This window comes from Cohnella fermenti (assembly GCF_004801405.1).
GTDB classification, from domain to species: domain Bacteria; phylum Bacillota; class Bacilli; order Paenibacillales; family Paenibacillaceae; genus Cohnella; species Cohnella fermenti.
In genome coordinates, this window is the sequence record NZ_SSOB01000014.1 from 1 (window position 1) to 17393 (window position 17393).

General features: G+C 58.7%; 13 protein-coding genes and 1 rRNA gene. 12 read left to right on the forward strand and 2 right to left on the reverse strand.

The genetic code is table 11. The features are described from left to right. The first annotated feature begins 70 nt into the window (after positions 1–70). From rrf to E6C55_RS12575, 9 genes are all read left to right on the forward strand, one after another. A 5S ribosomal RNA gene (gene rrf, locus E6C55_RS12535) occupies positions 71–187 on the forward strand. Positions 188–1045: 858 nt separating this feature from the next. Continuing rightward, positions 1046–2035 carry a LacI family DNA-binding transcriptional regulator gene (locus E6C55_RS35075; protein WP_136370146.1) on the forward strand — a complete coding sequence of 330 codons (990 nt, stop codon included), beginning with the start codon at positions 1046–1048 and terminating at the stop codon, positions 2033–2035. A gap of 175 nt (positions 2036–2210) precedes the next feature. Beyond that, entirely contained in the window at positions 2211–3284 is a 1074-nt protein-coding gene (locus tag E6C55_RS12545) for a glycoside hydrolase family 53 protein (RefSeq protein WP_136370147.1), read from the forward strand. Positions 3285–3336: 52 nt separating this feature from the next. Continuing rightward, positions 3337–4599 (forward strand): sugar ABC transporter substrate-binding protein, encoded by a 1263-nt coding sequence (locus E6C55_RS12550; RefSeq protein ID WP_136370148.1) that lies wholly within the window; start codon positions 3337–3339, stop codon positions 4597–4599. Positions 4600–4623: 24 nt separating this feature from the next. After that, complete coding sequence (locus tag E6C55_RS12555; RefSeq protein ID WP_136370149.1) at positions 4624–5529, forward strand: carbohydrate ABC transporter permease; 906 nt, start codon at positions 4624–4626, stop codon at positions 5527–5529. A gap of 44 nt (positions 5530–5573) precedes the next feature. Next, positions 5574–6401, forward strand: a complete 828-nt coding sequence (locus tag E6C55_RS12560) for a sugar ABC transporter permease (protein ID WP_136370150.1) — start codon at positions 5574–5576, stop codon at positions 6399–6401. 112 nt (positions 6402–6513) lie between these two features. Then, a complete protein-coding gene (locus E6C55_RS12565; protein ID WP_168735609.1) occupies positions 6514–8166 on the forward strand; it encodes a glycosyl hydrolase 53 family protein in 1653 nt (550 codons plus the stop codon). Between the two features lie 166 nt (positions 8167–8332). Further along, the gene (locus E6C55_RS12570) at positions 8333–10729 is read left to right on the forward strand and encodes a glycosyltransferase (protein WP_136370152.1); all 2397 of its coding nucleotides are present in this window, start codon (positions 8333–8335) and stop codon (positions 10727–10729) included. Continuing rightward, the gene (locus E6C55_RS12575) at positions 10723–11505 is read left to right on the forward strand and encodes an SAM-dependent methyltransferase (protein ID WP_136370153.1); all 783 of its coding nucleotides are present in this window, start codon (positions 10723–10725) and stop codon (positions 11503–11505) included. Before E6C55_RS12570 ends, E6C55_RS12575 begins: the two co-directional genes overlap by 7 nt. Before the next feature lie 382 nt (positions 11506–11887). Here E6C55_RS12575 and E6C55_RS12585 read toward each other — a convergent pair whose 3' ends face one another. Together E6C55_RS12585 and E6C55_RS12590 are read right to left on the reverse strand one after the other, a co-directional pair. Continuing rightward, complete coding sequence (locus E6C55_RS12585; RefSeq protein WP_230986667.1) at positions 11888–12664, reverse strand: FkbM family methyltransferase; 777 nt, start codon at positions 12662–12664, stop codon at positions 11888–11890. 20 nt (positions 12665–12684) lie between these two features. After that, a complete protein-coding gene (locus E6C55_RS12590) occupies positions 12685–13884 on the reverse strand; it encodes a class I SAM-dependent methyltransferase (RefSeq protein ID WP_136370155.1) in 1200 nt (399 codons plus the stop codon). 201 nt (positions 13885–14085) lie between these two features. Here E6C55_RS12590 and E6C55_RS12595 point away from each other — a divergent pair, with 201 nt between their 5' ends. From E6C55_RS12595 to E6C55_RS12605, 3 genes are all read left to right on the forward strand, one after another. After that, positions 14086–15219, forward strand: a complete 1134-nt coding sequence (locus tag E6C55_RS12595; RefSeq protein ID WP_136370156.1) for a glycosyltransferase family 4 protein — start codon at positions 14086–14088, stop codon at positions 15217–15219. 130 nt (positions 15220–15349) lie between these two features. Then, the gene (locus E6C55_RS12600; protein WP_136370157.1) at positions 15350–16381 is read left to right on the forward strand and encodes a mannose-1-phosphate guanylyltransferase; all 1032 of its coding nucleotides are present in this window, start codon (positions 15350–15352) and stop codon (positions 16379–16381) included. Then, on the forward strand, positions 16378–17328 hold the full coding sequence (locus tag E6C55_RS12605; protein ID WP_136370158.1) for a GDP-mannose 4,6-dehydratase: 951 nt from the start codon (positions 16378–16380) through the stop codon (positions 17326–17328). Before E6C55_RS12600 ends, E6C55_RS12605 begins: the two co-directional genes overlap by 4 nt. The last annotated feature ends 65 nt before the right edge of the window (positions 17329–17393 follow it).

Consider the following 17393-nt stretch of genomic DNA (forward strand, 5'->3'; position numbering starts at 1 on the left):
GCTACGGCTGCACCGCACGACTTCGTCATGCTGCCTGCAACCTAGCGTGCCGACGACTTCGTCGCGGCGGTTTGGTGATGATGGCAGAGGGGTTCCACGCGTACCCATCTCGAACACGACCGTTAAGCCCTCTAACGCCGATGGTACTTGGACCGCAGGGTCCTGGGAGAGTAGGAAGTTGCCAAGCTAAAGAGCAGAAGAAGCACCCTCGCGGGTGCTTTTTTGCATACTCGGGCGTTTTGTATCCTCGGGCAGTGTGATCCGGGTTCTCGGAGGGCCATTAGAGGGACGTTAGAGGGACGTTAGCTGCTTGGAGAATGTGTTTGTTGGAAACTCGATGTGTGTTGTATTGGCTAGTTAAAGGTGTTGTGGATGCGCGTTGCCTGAGATGGGGAGGAAGGAACGATGTGTGAGAGGTCGGGATATCGCTCGTTGCCCGAATTTTATGCGAAATTTCACATTGGCGCGGCGCGATAACGGGGGACTTGGACGATTTTATGCGATAAATCGCATTCATGGGGGCGGTTTCGTTCCGACGGGGTCGCATATATGCTAAAAATCATATAAAACGCCGAGATTGCGGCTCATTCAAACTAATGAATGTGAAAAACCGCATAAAATCGCAAAAGCCGGTTAGGCGTTTTTCTTGCGTTCTGTTGCGCGCGATGCTCCCCTTGCCTGATCTGCGCGTGCCGGACCACGATGAGGCAGAATGTTGCGATACAACAACATTTGGCCCGCCAAACAGCTCCATTCCGGCGAAATGATGCCAAAAGTCAACATTACCAACGATTTCTCCGAAAAAAGAGGGAATTCGGCCCAAAATGTTGACTATCCGCATCATTTTTTACGTTAGAGGGTGTTATTCCGTAAAAATGTTGCTAATCCGCAACAATTTGCTGGCTGCCTTCGCCAGAGGAGCTGCAAACGTGCATCTGATTGCCCGTCTGGTACCCCAGAAGAGGCCAACTTGACGGTGCCAAGTTGACATTTGGTAAATTAAGAAGTAAAGTATTTACCTAACCGGGGTATTGGGAGGATTCGAATGGCTACCGTCAAGCAAATAGCTGAACTTCTGGGCATCTCTAATGCGACCGTGTCGCGGGTACTGAATCATGACCCCAAGATATCGGTAAGCGAACAAACGAGGGCCGCGATTTTTAAGACGGCCGACGAGATCGGCTATACGAAGAAGAAGGTCAATCCCAAAATCGATAATATCGCGTTGCTCTACTGGGTGGAGGAGGGCGAGGAACTCGATAATATTTTTAACGAATCGATTCTGAACGAGATTGTGAGCCAGGCGCAGAGCCGGAACATGAGCTTGGTTCGATACGATAAGCGAGACGGTATTGCGGCGGTTAAAGAGGATATGGCCGGGTTTATTGCGATCGGTTGGTTCGACATGGAGGAGATCGAGTGCCTCAAGCGAATAACGCGCAAGGGCGTGTTCATCAATACGCGGCCCGACGAGAGCTTGTTTGACAGCGTTCAGGCCAATCAAGACTCGATGGTGAGACAAATCGTCGATTACTTCGTCGCGAAGGGCCACAAGAGCATCGGCTTCATCGGCGGCCCCGATTACGAGATGGTTACCCATAAGCCCCTCATGGATGTTCGGGAGTGGTCCTTCCGCCAGACGATGGCCTATTACAATCTTCTTAGGGAAGAGCAGATCTTTATTGCGGATGGTTTTACCGTCAAGGAAGGATATCGCATCGGCGCCGACGCGATCAACAAGCTGCAGGATGCCATGCCGACCGCGTTCTGCGTGGCCAGCGACGCGCTTGCGATCGGCGCCCTGCAGGCGTTTAACGAGCGGCAATGGGAGATTCCGGGCCGGGTGTCCTTCTTCAGCATCAACGACATCGGCATCGCCCAGTATGTCTCCCCGCCGCTGACGACCTTCCGCATCGATATCTCGATCATATGCAGCTCCGCCCTGGACCTGCTGATGGAACGCATCCTCAAGAACAGGACCACGACCAAGACTGTTTATATCAACGGCACTCCGATCTTCAGGAGAAGCTGCTGACGGTGTCTGCGATCGCCAATCGGCGGTCGTTTTTTTTGCGCGGAAAAGAAAGGTGTCTCGCCAACGGAAAACGGTTACAAATTTTAATTGACAGATGTGGGAGGGCGTGCTAAGATAACTGCAAGTAAATAATTTACCATAATTAAATAAATAATTTATTTGAAAGGTGAAGTTGATGACGTTTATCAAAGGCATGGACATATCCGTTCAGACAGAAATCGAGCAGCTAGGCGCCAAATATTATAATGGCGGAGAGGAAGGCGATGCCGTTCATATCCTCGGAGATTACAACGTCAACCAAATCCGCTTGCGATTGTGGAACAACCCGTACGACGCCGACAACAAGCCCTACGGCGGAGGCACCAACGATCTTCCGACGACGATTAAACTCGCGCAGAGAGCGGCGGAGAGAGGAATGGGCTTCTTGCTGGACTTGCATTACAGCGACTTCTGGGCCGATCCCGGCACTCAGGTCAAGCCGAAGGCGTGGCAGGACTTATCCGGCGAAGCGCTGGAGAGAGCCGTGTACCAGTATACCTTCGACACGTTAAAGGAGCTGGAGCGCAACGGAGTTCTGCCCGGCATGGTTCAGATCGGCAATGAGATCACGAACGGCTTGCTCTGGTCGGACGGGAGGTTCGAGAACGGCAAGGCGATGATCCGCTTGCTGGCGGCCGGCGTCGAGGCGGTCAGAGACTATAACCCGGCCATTCGCACCGTGATCCATCTGGACTGGGGCGGCGACAATGCGCTGTACCGAAGATGGTTCGACGAAGCGGCCGCCGCCGAGCTCGACTTCGATATTATCGGCCTATCCTATTATCCGTTCTGGCACGGTACGCTGGAGCAGCTCACCGATAACATGAACGATATCTCTTCCCGCTACGGCAAGGATGTGCTTATCGCGGAGACGGCATTCCCCTTCACGATAGAGCAGATCGAGAGCGAAGTGATGATCTTCACCGAAGAGCATGCGGCCTCGGTGCCGTACGCCATCGACGCGCAGGGGCAGAGCCAATTCCTGCTGGATCTGATGAACGCCATTCGCTCCGTCGAGAACAACAGAGGCATCGGCTTCTTCTACTGGGAACCCACCTGGCTCAATATCCGTCAGGCAAGGTGGGCCACGGAGGAGGGGAAGAAGTACTTGAGCAATGACGGCATCTCCGCGAATGTATGGGCCAACCTTGCTTTGTTCGATTTTCGCGGCAACGCTCTTCCCGCTCTCCAGGCGATAAGGGACTTCTGATTCGGTCCGGGCCGGGAACCAAGGAAGGCAATTCATAAAAGGGGGAACGACAATGAGAAAAGGATTCCAGGTAATGCTTGCGTCGGTAATGAGTTTGGTTGTTCTGTCCGGATGCGGCGGCAATTCCGCGAATTCGGAATCGACGCCTTCGTCGGGGACGAAGCCCGCCGGGGCGACAGAGGGGGCGAGCGCTTCCGCCAAGACGAGCGAATCCATCACGTTATGGACCAACTTCCAGGTGGAGGCGGAATTGCTGCAGAAGTACGCGGACAAGTGGTCGGAGGAGACGGGCAACAAGGCGACGGTCGTCCAGACGAGCATCGAGCTTCAGCAGTTCGCCCAGGCGGCGAACAGCGCCGGCGGTCCCGACGGCATCTTCGGCATCGCCAACGATCAGCTCGCCAGCTTCGTCACCGCCAATCTCGCGGAGGAAGTGCCTGCCGACTTCTACAATGACAGCGATTATGTCAGTGCGGCCGTTCAAGCCAGCTATGTGGACGGCAAGCGGTACGGGGTTCCGATCGCGGTGGAGACGGTCACGCTGTTCTACAATACCGACAAGGTATCCGCGCCTCCGACGACCTGGGACGAATTGCTCGCGACCGCCAAGACAAGCGGCGGCGTCAAGTTCGACGCGACAAGCATCTACTACGATCTGGGCTTCGTCAGAGCGTTCGACAGCTACATCTTCAAGTGGGCGGACAACGCCTACGACATCGAGGACATCGGGCTTGGCAACGACGGCGCGGTTCAGGCTTACGGCTACATCAAGAAGATGGTTGACGAAGGCTTCATCTCGTCCGACATCACCTTCGATATCGCCAGAAGCGCGTTCGAGAACGGGGAGACGGCCTACTACATCGGCGGTCCTTGGGACGTGGACGCCTTCGCTTCCGCAGGCGTGAACTTCGCGGTCGTTCCAATGCCGACGCTGAACGGGAAGCCGTTCGTCACTCCGGTAGGAACGCAGGTCGGCTTCGTCAGCTCCAAGTCGACGCACAAGGACGCGGTATGGGACTTCTACCGATACCTGATCGACGAGGCCTCCGCAGAGCTGTATCAAGTGGGCGCCCGCATTCCGGCCAAGTTAAGCGTCCAGCAGCAGATCGAGATGGATGCCACAACGCAAGCGTTTATGCAGCAGATTGCCAGCGGAGAACCGCTTCCGTCCGTTCCGGAGCTGGGGCAATTGTGGACTCCGTATACGGATAATATGCGCCTGCTGTTCCAGGGCAAGCTGTCGCCGGAGGAAGCCGCCAAGTATATCGATTCGCAATTCAAGGAAGCCATCGAGCTGATGCATTCCGGTTCGTAGGCAAGCGCGTCAGGAGACAGCCGAATGAGAAAAGCGAAGAGCAACCTAACTGCGTATGCGTATTTATCGCCGGCGATGATATCGATTTTTGTACTGACCTTTCTGCCGGTCGCCTACACCGTCTTTATCTCTTTTACCAACTATAACATGTACCATCTGGACTCCTACGACCTCGTCGGCTGGAAAAATTACGAGACACTGCTAAGCGGCACGATCAAGAATGTGTTCTTCTCCGTATTGGGCTGGACGGTCGCCTTCGCGCTTCTCAGCACCGCCCTGTCCTATGCGGTGGGCATGGGGCTGGCCGTGCTGCTGAACAATCCGCTCATGAAGGAAGCCCGGATTTACCGCTCCATTCTCATAATTCCCTGGGCGCTGCCGGCGACCATCGCCATTCTGTCCTGGCAGGGCCTTCTGAATGAGCAATACGGCGGCATCAACCACCTGCTGGAGGCGTTCGGCATCCCTGCTGTTCCTTGGCTGACCGACGTCTTCTGGGCAAGGGCGGGCATTATTCTTGTCAATGTCTGGCTTGGCTTCCCCTACATGCTGAACGTGTGCATGGGAGGGCTGCAGTCCATCTCGCCGACCTTCTACGAGGTGGCCAATGTGGAGGGCGCATCCAAGTGGTACGCCTTCCGCCGAATTACGATGCCGCTTATGTTCAAGGTGAGCGTTCCGCTGGTCGTCGCTTCGTTCGCGGCCAACTTCAATAACTTCGGCAATATCTACATGATCACCCAGGGCGGGCCGGCCAAGGTCAATTCCCAATTCGCCGGCAGCACGGACATTCTGGCCAGCATGGTCTATAAGATGACAACCTGGTCGAACCGCTACGATCTGGCGGCGACGCTCAGCATCTTTATCTTCATCATTGTCGGAGTGCTGACCCTTGTGAATCTCAGGCTCTCCGGGGCATTCAAGGAGTAGAGCGGCATGGGGAAAATCGGATTACGAAACGGGAGGGCGGCACGATGAAGGGGAAGCAACGGACGGGCCTATGGATAAGTCGGCTGGTGATCTGGATCGCCATCTTCTGCACGCTGTTTCCGGCTTATTGGATATTCATGGCGTCTTTCTCCGCCGGACAGAGCTTCTTCAGCGCCACGCTGTTCCCCAAAGCTCTGACGGCACACAATTACGAGCGATTGATCTCGGAGACCGACTTTATGCGATGGGTGGGCAATTCCCTCAAGATCTGTCTGTGGGTGTCGGTGATCCAACTGTTCCTGACCAGCACATCGGCTTACGCCTTCTCGCGGCTGCGTTTTCCCGGCAGGAAGAACGGGCTGATGGCCTTGCTTGTGCTTCAGGTATTCCCCAGCAGCATGGCTGTGTCCGGCTTCTATATTCTCATCTACCGGTTCGGCCTGTCGGACAGCGTGTACGCGCTTATCCTGGTGCTGGCGGGAGGGAGCGCCTTCAATATCTGGCTGCTCAAAGCCTATATCGATACGATTCCGAAGGAGCTCGACGAGGCGGCCTTCGTGTCCGGCGCCGGACACGGGGTTGTGTTCACCCGAATCATTCTGCCGCTGGCGCGGCCTCAGCTTGCGGTCATCTTCGTCTTCTCGTTCATTGCGACATATAGCGAGTACGTCATCTCGTCCGTGTTCTTGAACAAGCCGGAGAATCACACGCTGGCACTCGGCCTGCAGACCTTCATCACGAATCAGTTCGCGGCGAACTGGACGCTGTTCGCGGCCGCCGCGGTGCTGTCGTCCTTGCCGATCATGGTCATGTTTATGTTTATGCAGCGATTCATTCAGAACGGTCTGGCCGCAACCGGAGTCAAGGGCTGACGACCGTTCATCCCGGAAGGAGGTGATCGTCCGACTCGATTGGAGTCTGCCGGCAGGTACGAGCGTATCAGAGGGCAAGCGGCATGAGACAGAATAAGAGGAGGTTTGTATGATGTTAAGAAAACGGTTGCAAAAAACGGCGACGGCGGTGCTCGCCGCTGCCATTCTGCTCGGAGGGAGCGTAAACGCTCCGGCTCCCGCATCCGCGGAGGAGTATGACGATTTTATCCGCGGTGTCGACGTATCCATGCTGAGCATGGTGGAAGACCTCGGCGGGCAGTTCTACTCGGACAATGTCGAGGGCGATGCGCTTGAGATTCTCCACGACAACGGCGCCAACTATGTGAGACTGAAGCTGTGGGTGGACCCCTACGATGCGAACGGCAATCCCTACGGCGGGGGCACCAACGACTTCGAGACGACGCTGGCTCTGGCCAAACGAGCCGATGCGCTCGGAATGGGAATTCTGATCAACTTCCATCTGAGCGACTGGTGGACGGACCCGGCCAAGCAGATCAAGCCGAAGGCCTGGGTCGGCCTGTCCTTCTCCAGCTTGAAGACGACGTTGTACAATTATATGAAGAATACGCTCGACGACTTCGCGGACGAGGGCATCATTCCCGATATGATCCAGGTGGGCAATGAGATCCCTACGGGAATTCTGCATACCGACGGCAAGGTAGGGGACGGCAACGACGACTTCTCCGACCTGGCCGAACTGCTCGGAAGCGCCATCGACGGCGTGAGGGATTCGGCGGCTTCCAATGCCAAGATCATCCTCCATCTCGACCACGGCGGCGACAACGGACTCTACCTCTGGTGGTTCGGCAACCTGCTCGCCGCCGATGCGACTCTGGACTTCGACATTATCGGTCTCTCCTTCTATCCGATGTGGCACGGAACGATGTCCGATCTGCAATACAATCTCAACGATATCAGCAAGAGGTACGACAAGGACGTGCTGATCGTGGAGACCGCCTACGCCTACACCCTTGATGACGGCGACGGAGCCGGCAATGTATTCATCAGCGGCGACGAGAACATCGCGGGTTATCCTGCGACGCCTCAAGGCCAGTTCGACTTCATGAACGATCTGGAGTCCATCATCCTTAATGTCCCCGACAGCCGAGGGCTCGGTTATTTCTATTGGGAGCCGACCTGGCTGCCGGTGGAAGACGCGGTATGGGGGACGGCGGCCGGGGTGGCGTATGCCAACGACTCCGTAACGCCGACCAATACGTGGGATAACCTGACGCTGTTCGATTTTGACGGCAATGCTCTCTCCTCCATGAATCTCTTGAACGAGCCAACGCCGAACCTCTTGACCAATCCGAGCTTCGAAGCCGACGGTTACACGAATACCCCGTCCGGCTGGAATGTGTGGCTGCCGAGCGGTGTCTCGGCCACGACTGTCAAGACGGAGAGCAGCTACGCCTTCGACGGCGATTACAAGCTGACGTTCTGGAATTCGTCGAGCTACAGCGGCTCCATCTACAAGACCTTCACCGGGCTTGAGAACGGAACGTATTCGTTCAGCGTATGGGCGATGACGAACGGGGATCAGACGACGCTGCAGCTCTATGCGAAAAACTACGGAGGCGCGGAGCTCAACACGACGATCGGCACGAGCGACATCAACTGGAACCTCTTCACCATCGACAATATCGTGGTGACCAACGGGACGTGCGAGATCGGCATCTATACGGTTGCCGGAGCGAATGATTGGCTGAACCTGGATAAGGCCATGTTCAGGAAGGTGGAGTAGCTCCTCTTCGGAGCAGCCGATTTGTACCCAAGCAAGGCCCGGGATACGGTTGATGCCGTATCTCGGGCTTTTTTGGGCAGTGGCCGAGGCGGTTGCCTATGTCCCCTTCTCCGCAGACACATAGAATGATCGAAGCTAGAAGATCAGACGGAACGCGGGTGATGGTGTGAATATCGCATTCGACATGTTCTTTGCGCGCACGGAGGCAAGACGCAGGGGAATCGGCCGCTACTCGCACAATCTCATCCACGCCATGATCACCTCCGATACCGGGCATTCCTACTATTATTTTTACCCCGATCTGTCAAAGGGACTTGCTTCTCTTAAGCGGCAACTGCAGCAATTCCTGCTTCGCAACCGAATCGACGTTTACCATATCATGAGCCCCTTCTACTTGTTCCATCTTCGCCCCGATCTGTTCGCCCAGTACCGGCACATGCTGCCGGACCGCTCCTGGTTCGGGACGGTTCGCGTGGCCGTGACGCTATACGATGTGATCCCCCTCGTCTACGAGGAGCAATTCCTGAACAACGACAATCGCCAGGTCTATTGGTCGACGATCGAGCTGATTCGTTCATGCGACGCGATCTTCGCGATCTCGGAGACGACGAAGCAAGATGCGGTTCGCCTTGCCGGTCTCGATCCGGACCGAATCGTTGTCATCATGGCCGGATTGGACCCGCAGTTCGCGGCAGCGGCGACGGAACGCAGGCGGGACGCGAGCCAAGCTTACGGAATTCGCCGCCCTTATGTCATGTGCACCGGAGGGACCGATCCCCGCAAGAACGCGACGGCGCTCATCAGGGCTTTCCTGGACGCGAATGCGCGACTGGGGCGCAAGCATCAGCTTGTGCTCGCCTGCGCCATCTCGGAGGGGGAGACGATCGCGCTGAGAAGATTGGCCGCGGCAGCGGGGGACGCGGCCGCTCTGGTCACGACCGGCTACGTGCCCGATGCCGAGCTGGTCGAATTGTACAAGGGGGCGGTATTGTTCGCGTTCCCGTCCTTGTACGAAGGCTTCGGCTTGCCGGTGCTCGAGGCGATGGCCTGCGGAACGCCGGTGCTGACGTCGGACGGCTCCTCGCTGAAGGAGATAAGCGGGGAAGCCGCCTGCCTGGTCGATCCGACCTCGACGAAGGCCATCTCGGAGAAGCTCGCTTATCTGCTCTCGCATCCCGATCAGCTCAAGAGGCTGTCGCAGCAGGGACGGAAGCAAGCGGCGAAGTTCACTTGGGAGAAGGCGAGCCGGCTCGTTCTCGAGACGTACGAGGCGATCACAAGACGCAAGGCGGCCATCGTGGCTCCGTATGCTCCGCCTTATGCCACGGCTGTCGGGCTGCTTCCGCTTGCGGCTCCGTATCTGGTGAACGATGTCGATATCGATCTTTACCTCGTGGGAGAGAGCCGCGATCTGCAGCTCGCCCTGGAGGACGACGGAGCGATTCGGCGCCTCGATCTCGGGCAGTTCGCCGAGCGTTCCGCAGCCTACGATCACATCGTGTACGAATTCGGCGACGACTCCCGCTACGATGCGATAGCGCCGCTGCTGCATCGTTATCCCGGCATCGTTGTGACCGGCGACGCGGACTTCCACGCGCTCGCGATTCGAACGACGCTGGAGAGGAACCGGCTGGAAGCCTACTACCGGGTGCTGGAGAGCGAATTCGGCTCCGCCGAGGCGCATGAGAAGCTGGATCGTCTGCTCGCCGGAAGCCTGCAGCCGGAAGCGATCAAGCTGCTTCGCCATTATCTTGGGAAGGCTCACGCGGTTGTCGCTTACGGGGATAAGCAGCGGGCCGAGTTGGTTAAGGCGGGCTGTTCCCCCGTTCTTACAGCTCCCGTACCCGTGCCGGAGAAGGACGGTGTCATCAAGACGAGAGGGGAGGGCTTCCTCTTCTCGAGCTTCGGCCCGCATCGAGATGCCGAGGAACTGCTTCCCTTGCTGGCGGCCATGAAGCAGCTTAAGGCGAATCCGGGCGGCAGACGTCCGATCGGGCTGCGGATCTCGGGGCCATACCTGGGCGGAACGAAGGAGCAGTTGCTCAGGCAAGCCAATTCCTTGGGAATTGGCGATCGGGTGGAGATTGCGGATGAGCCGGGGAATGCGGCCCAGGCGGAGAAGGAATGGCGAGAGACCGATGTCGCCGTTCAACTGGGAAGGGCAGAGGCGGGAAGGTTGGCGTATGCTCCTTATCTGGCGCTTGGCTACGGCGTTCCCTTGATCGTCAGGGAGGAGGTGATGGAGCCGTCAATGCAGGAGGAAGAGACGCTCGCCTTCCGTATTCGGGAAGGGCAAGACTTCGACGACCGTGTTCTTCAAGCAATGCTGTCGCTATATCGGAACGAATCGCTGCGGGAAGCGTACTCCCGGGACGGGCGGGCTTACGCGCAGCGGACGTTAACCGCAGCCGCTTATGCGGAGGTCGTCAGGCAAGCGATGTTCCGGACGAGAACAGAGGATGAGGAGACCGCCATCTGGACATTCAGCATGACGCCGGGCGGTGTGCCGAAGATCGTTCAGGTTCAGCGCAACAATGAGGAGAGAGGGGACGAACGATGCTGATATCGAAGCTATGCGGAGAGAAGGACTTCACCACGCCATGGTTCGTCCGCGGCTGCATCGAGCTGAAGGAGACGTTCCGTTACCATCGGAAGCTGTGGGAATGGTGCTATATTTTAGAGGCATTGCGGGAACGTTCGATGCTGTATCCTTTTCGCAGGGGGCTTGGCTTCGGGGTTGGCAGAGAACCGTTGACTTCCGTCTTCGCTTCGCGCGGCTGCGAGATCGTTGCCACCGACATGGACGCAGAGAAGGCGAAGGCTCAAGGGTGGGCGGACACGAATCAACATGCGCTCGGCCTCGATGACCTGAACGAGAAGGGGCTGTGCAACCCCAATCTTATGAAGAGACTAGTTACCTACGAGACCGTCGATATGAACGCTATTCCGGAGCGCTACCACGGGAAGTTCGACTTCACCTGGTCCTCCTGCAGCTTCGAGCACATCGGCTCGATCGAGAAGGGCAAGCGGTTCCTGCTCGAGCAGATGAAGTGCCTCCGCTCCGGAGGCGTTGCCGTTCACACGACGGAATACAACCTGAGCTCGAACGAGGATACGCTGGAAGCGGAAGTGCTCGTCATCTTCCGCAAGCGGGACATCGAGGAGATGGTCGCTGCCTTGCGCCAAGAGGGCTATCTCGTCGAGATCGATTACACGGCCGGCACCGGCCCGTTCGAATCGATCGTGGACGTTCCGCCCTTCCACTTCAACCCTCATCTTCGACTGCAGCTCGGCCAATACGTATCGACCTCTGTCGGCCTTATCATCCATAAACCGTGAAACCAGTGAAAACCGTGAAACCGTGAAACCAGTGAAAACCGTGAAAACCGTGAAAACCGTGAAAACCGTGAAAATCGGTAAAATTCGACTTTATTCGTATGGACAACAAACAAAGTATGCGTGAGGCGGGGGCAGCGGAAAGGACGAGGAGAGCGTGTGAGCGGAACGAGAAGAACCAACGAGAAGTCCCTCCGCACGCCAATCGCCGCTCCAGTTGAGTCGACTCATCTCAATCCTTCCGCGCGCTTACCGGCGCTCCGAAGAGGCGGTTGGAGGGGGGCTAGTGGAGTCAGAGTGTCAAAGAACCGTCAGGGAGAGAACTTCCCTGACGGTTCTGCTTGTTGCGACGGCAGGGCCGGAAGAAGGGGCGGCGAAGAGAGGGTCAGCGTACGAGCAGCAGATCGAGGTGGACGATCCCGTTGAACTTGGCAAGTTCGTCCGGAGTCGTCGGCTCGATGGCGCCCGCGCGAGGAACGTTGAAGATCTGGAAGCCGCGGCTGGCCAACTGCCTCATGTACGGCACGGGATCGGTCTGCTCCCACAGGATCGGCAAGTATTCCATGAAGACGATCATTTTGTCGTTGCGGTCGACGATCTGCAGCAGGCTGTCCATGATGTAGGGCTCTCCGCCGTCGATGTCGATCTTGATGACGTCCGCCTTGAGCGAAGGATCGAGATAATCCGTCAGCAGCCCGAGCTTGACCCTGGTCTCGGTAACACCGTTAAGCTCGACGAGATCCGGGTAGAAGATGCTTGTTCCGCCTTCGCCCCTCGTTCGCATAAACGTCTCTCCGCGCTTGTCGGACACCATTACCTGGTGGAGCTTGACGTGGCCGAAGCCGTTTAACGTCGCGCTTTTGATCAGATTGCGGTGGTGGAACGGGTTCGGCTCGAACGCGTGCACCTTGCCGGTCGGTCCGGTCCGCATGCCGGCCAGCAGGCTGAAGTAGCCGCTGTGCGCGCCGATATCGAGCACGGTCATTCCGGGCTTCACGGCGTTCAGGAAGTAGCCCGACAGCCACGGCTCCCATTCTCCTTCGAGAAGGATCGACATGCAGACGGGGTCCCGCAGGTCCAGCATCATGGCCGGTCCGTGAATCAGGTTGACGAGCACAGTATGGTCCCCCACATACACGTGAGGTCGGTTCAGGTTCAGCATGGAGTGGCACCTCCTCAGGTTCAGGTGGGAATCGGCGCTTCGGCCGTCAGAAGCAGCTTCGGAAGCCGGACGCGACAGGCCGAATCGTTGTGCTTGTAGAGGCGAAGCTCGACGTCATTCTCCGCCGCCGGAAGATGGATGACGGCTTCCAGGCTGCACGGCTCCGAGAGAGGGCGGCTCCAGAGCACCTTGCAGCCCTCCTCCGCCGTCAGCTCGAGCGTGAAGCGGCCGTGCCCATCCAGCGCGACTTCGGCTTGCAGCAGGTAAGCTCCCGGCTGCAGCGAGAGGAACGGGCCGTAGAACACGTAGCCGGACGAGTGGGAGCTCAGCTTCCCTTGAAGGTCATACCCCGCGGGGCGGTTAAACGGCAACGTGTACAGGCTTCCCACGATGACAGGAGGATGATAGGCCAGCGCGGCATCGGCCTGGGGCGCGGGCGGACGAGCCGCCGCCGTCGTCCCGCGCTTGCGCAGCCGAATCGCGGCGATTCCGTTCGCGAAGACGAACGGGTTGTCGAAGCGCGTCTCGGCGAGCTCGCTGCGATCGCATTGAATCCACGATTGCTTCGGCGCGTCGAACTGCATCTCCATGTCGAGCTTGCGGAAGTAGGATACCTCCATCGCCTGCTTCGGGATTCCGTAGCGGCTGAAGGCCAGATCGAGGTAATCCGCGCTGAATTGGATCAGCCACCCCAGGTCCATCAGCTTGCCGAACGGAACGGTGACGAGCGCTTCTCCGTCTTCGCCAAGAAGATCGTAGACGTGGCGGAGCGCCCGCAGCGGAGCCTCGCGATCGCCCCGCTTCTGTTCCCCGTAGGCGTGCTGGCCGACATGCTCCAGCGTCGAGATGCAGACGACCGTGTCGTGCTTCCGCTCGTACTCCATCAGATCGACGTTCACGACGCCGGAAGCCTGCTCGAACTTGTCGATTACCGTGCGATTCGCCAGCTCGGGAGAACGCTCCAGCAGCGGCTTGTAATAATTCAAGACGTTGCCGATCTCCAGATAGGCGTGCCGCGTGCCCGCTTCTCGGCGCTCAAGGAATTCGAGTGCGAGCGGCAGCTCGATCGCCCGCTCCGAACAATTATTGTAAGGTATCCGGTTGTAGGGAAGCGGCTTGCCGTTGTGAAGAAAATAATTGAACAGCTCCATGCCCGCAATGCCCGTGTTGCCTGTATTGCCCGTGTTGCCCGCAATACCCGCGATGCCCGTGTTGCCCATGTCTCCGCTCCATTCTGTGAAGGATGAGGCCGATCCGGCCCGGTAGGGGGTAGACTCCAGTACTGAAGTATATGCGCGGGGGAGAAATGCGTATGGACGAATATCGGCAGCATCGGAACCGGGCACGGTCGTTTGCCCCAAACGAGCCGGGAATTCGCCCCATATACTGGAGAAGATCGGGGCGAAGGAGGCGGGGCGATTATGAAGGTCACGGGGGTCCACTGGCAGGGACCCGTCTACGATATGGGAGGGTACGGGAACGTCTCCCGCAACTACTTGCGCGTTCTGGAGGCGATCGGGGTTCCCGTGTTGGTCGAATCGTACGGCGGCGGGATGCATCGGGCCGAGATCGGGGAAGAGACGTACCGGTGGCTTCAGCGGCTATCCAATCCCCGGATCGGAGATCGGGTCGTCAGCATACGTCATGGAGTGCCGCCGCTGTTCGATCAAGCGGCGAGTCCGATTCGCGCGGCCAAGAAGGTCGGCATTACCTTGTTCGAGACGGATCGTCTCCCGCAGGGCTGGGCCGAGCCGTGCGACCGCATGGACGAGGTCTGGGTGCCGACGGAGTTTAATCGCCGGACGTTCGCGGCCAGCGGAGTTCGGGAATCCAAGCTGAAGGTGCTGCCGTATGCGCTGGACGCGAGTCGGTTCTACCCCGGCATCGTCGCCAGCCGAATCGACTTCGCTCCTCCGCTGCCCGGCTTCTCGTTCCTCTATGTGTTCGGCTTCGACTATCGCAAGGGCTTCGATCTGCTCATCGATGCCTTCTGCGAGGAATTCTCTTCGGCGGAGAAGGCATGCCTCGTCCTGAAGGTATACGTGCACAGCGGCTATAAAGCGGAGCAGGTGATGCAAGAGATGAGGAGATGCATTCCGCAGGGGCGCCTGTTCCGCCAAATCTTCGTTATCCTCGAGCCGTTCGACGACAGGCAACTGCTCGAGCTGTATCAAGCCTGCGACGCCTATGTGTCCGTAGACCGCGCCGGCTGGGGCATGCCCGCCATGGAGATGATGGCGCTCGGCAAGCCCGTCATCGGTCTGGACTGGGGGGGCTACACCGAATTCATGGACGATTCGAACGGCCTGCTGATCCGGCCGGAGAAGGAGCTGGTCCCCGTCGATGCCCGGCTGCAGAGGGATCGCCCGGATTATTACCTCCATCATCGCTGGGCGGACATCCGGCCGCAGAGCGTCGGGGCCGCGATGAGGCGGATTTACGAGGACGAGGAGCTGAGGGCGAGAATCGCGAGGAAGGCTGCGTTCGACATTCACATGAACTTCTCCATCGAGGCGGTCGGGGTGCGCATGCGGCAGCTTTTGCAGCTTGGCTAGACGAATCTAGGCTTCCGCCAGCGGGTGTTCGTCCATGCCGGCGCACCCGACCATCCATACAATAGTCCATACACCGGGAGGGCAGTGCCGCGAAGCGGATCGCTGACTCCCGATTCGGAGGAGATCGGCAATGAAATTCGTGATCATGGCCGGAGGGCGAGGCAATCGCTTGTGGCCGCAGAGCGCCGAAGGGAAGCCGAAGCAATTCCATGCCTTGGCCTCGAGCGGGTCGATGCTTCAGACAACGTACCGCAACCTGGCGAGCCGGGTCGATGCGAAGCAGATTTACGTAGCGACGGCCGACCGCTATCGCCTGCTGGCGCTTGATCAGCTTCCGGAGCTGGAGGAGAGCCGCCTCATCTGCGAACCGGCGCAGCGGGACACCGGACCGAGCATAGCGTTGTCGGCCCTGCACTTCCTGAGAGCCGAAGACGACGAGGCGATGGTCTGCCTTCCTTCCGATCAGAACGTGCCGGATACGGACGCTCTCTTGGGCGCGCTGGCGCATGCTGCGGAGTTCGCCGAGGCGTCCGGCTCGATCGTCACCCTGGGCGTCCTTCCGACCCGGGGCGAGACGCAGTACGGGTACATCCAAGCGGAGCGGGGCTCCGCGCTCGGGCGCATCGTCAAGGTGCGGGCATTCATCGAGAAGCCGAGCGAGGAGCGGGCGATTCAGTTGGCCTGCACTCCGGACGTGTATTGGAACAGCGGCATCTGCATATGGAAGCCTTCGACCGTCCGGCGAGAGATGAAGCTTCATCAGCCGGAGATGTGGCGGAGGATGGAAGAGGCCGGCGAGCGGCTCGAACGGATATACGGGGAGCTGCCCCGGCTCTCGATCGATTACGCCATTCTCGAGAAGAGCGACCGCCTCTATGCAATTCCCGTCGCGCTCGAATGGGACGACATGGGGAGGTGGACGTCGCTCGAGCGGATCAAGGCCGCGGACGAAGCGGGCAATATCGTCCAGGGATTGGTCGAGATGGCCGGAAGCGCGGGCAACATCGTGCTTACGGATCGGCCGACGATTGTAATCGGGGCCCGGGATCTGATAGTCGTCTCGCTGCCCGAAGGGCTGCTTGTGAGCAGCAAGGCGAAGGAATCGGCGCTGAAGGCGATCGTTCAGCAGCTAGAGAACCGCAGGGAGGAATCGCAGGAATGAAGGCTCTTGTTACCGGAATTACGGGATTCGTCGGAAGCCATCTGGCCGAGTACTTGCTGGAGCTCGGGGTCGAGGTCGTCGGCACGGTGCGGGGGCGAAGCCGGATGGATCACATCCGTTCGTTCGAGAAGGACGTCAAGCTGGCGGAGTGCGAGCTTCGGGACCCGTTCTCCGTGGATCGGCTTATCCGCGAGGAGAAGCCGGAGCTGATCTTCCACCTGGCGGCGCAGAGCTTCGTCCCGACCTCGTGGAACTCGCCGATGGATACGATCCACAACAATGTGGCCGCGCAATTGAACGTGTTCGAAGCGGTTCTTCGCAGCGGGCTGGACCCGAAGATCCAGATCGCCTGCTCCAGCGAGGAGTACGGGCACGTTCTCCCGGAGGAGACTCCGATCAAGGAGACGAACCCGCTCCGGCCGCTCAGCCCTTACGCGGTCAGCAAGGTCGCCCAGGATTACATGGGCTACCAGTACAACCGCAGCTTCGGGCTGCGCGTCGTGCGGACGCGAACGTTTAACCACACGGGCCCGCGGCGGGGAGAGCAGTTCGTCACGTCGAACTTCGCGAAGCAGATCGCGGACATCGAGAAGGGCAGGAAGCCGCCGATTCTCTACGTCGGCAATCTGGAGGCGCAGCGCGACTTCACCGACGTTCGCGATGTCGTCCGCGCCTATTGGCTTGCCCTGGAGCGCGGGGTTCCCGGCGAGGACTACAACATCGCCTCCGGCGAGTGCCGTACGATCGCGGATATGCTGTCGCTGCTGCTGTCGCTGAGCGAGACGGAGATCGAGGTGCGGACCGATCCGGCCAGGCTGCGGCCGTCCGATGTCGAGATTCTGCTCGGAGACTGCCGGAAGTTCCGCCTGAGGACCGGCTGGAAGCCGGAGATCCCGTTCCGGCAGACGATGGAGGATCTTCTTAACTATTGGCGCGAACAGCCCTGATCGCATCATTGCTCCCCAATCAACCCCAATCAACCCAATCACCCCAATCGATCCCCAATCCCTAT

Coding starts and splice junctions, on each gene's coding strand:
- E6C55_RS12545 (WP_136370147.1), top strand. CDS start 2,211: ATGACGTTTATCAAAGGCATGGACATATCCGTTCAGACAGAAATCGAG.
- E6C55_RS12595 (WP_136370156.1), top strand. CDS start 14,086: ATGAAGGTCACGGGGGTCCACTGGCAGGGACCCGTCTACGATATGGGA.
- E6C55_RS12555 (WP_136370149.1), top strand. CDS start 4,624: ATGAGAAAAGCGAAGAGCAACCTAACTGCGTATGCGTATTTATCGCCG.
- E6C55_RS35075 (WP_136370146.1), top strand. CDS start 1,046: ATGGCTACCGTCAAGCAAATAGCTGAACTTCTGGGCATCTCTAATGCG.
- E6C55_RS12600 (WP_136370157.1), top strand. CDS start 15,350: ATGAAATTCGTGATCATGGCCGGAGGGCGAGGCAATCGCTTGTGGCCG.
- E6C55_RS12550 (WP_136370148.1), top strand. CDS start 3,337: ATGAGAAAAGGATTCCAGGTAATGCTTGCGTCGGTAATGAGTTTGGTT.
- E6C55_RS12590 (WP_136370155.1), bottom strand. CDS start 13,884: ATGGGCAACACGGGCATCGCGGGTATTGCGGGCAACACGGGCAATACA.
- E6C55_RS12575 (WP_136370153.1), top strand. CDS start 10,723: ATGCTGATATCGAAGCTATGCGGAGAGAAGGACTTCACCACGCCATGG.
- E6C55_RS12605 (WP_136370158.1), top strand. CDS start 16,378: ATGAAGGCTCTTGTTACCGGAATTACGGGATTCGTCGGAAGCCATCTG.
- E6C55_RS12560 (WP_136370150.1), top strand. CDS start 5,574: ATGAAGGGGAAGCAACGGACGGGCCTATGGATAAGTCGGCTGGTGATC.
- E6C55_RS12565 (WP_168735609.1), top strand. CDS start 6,514: ATGTTAAGAAAACGGTTGCAAAAAACGGCGACGGCGGTGCTCGCCGCT.
- E6C55_RS12585 (WP_230986667.1), bottom strand. CDS start 12,664: ATGCTGAACCTGAACCGACCTCACGTGTATGTGGGGGACCATACTGTG.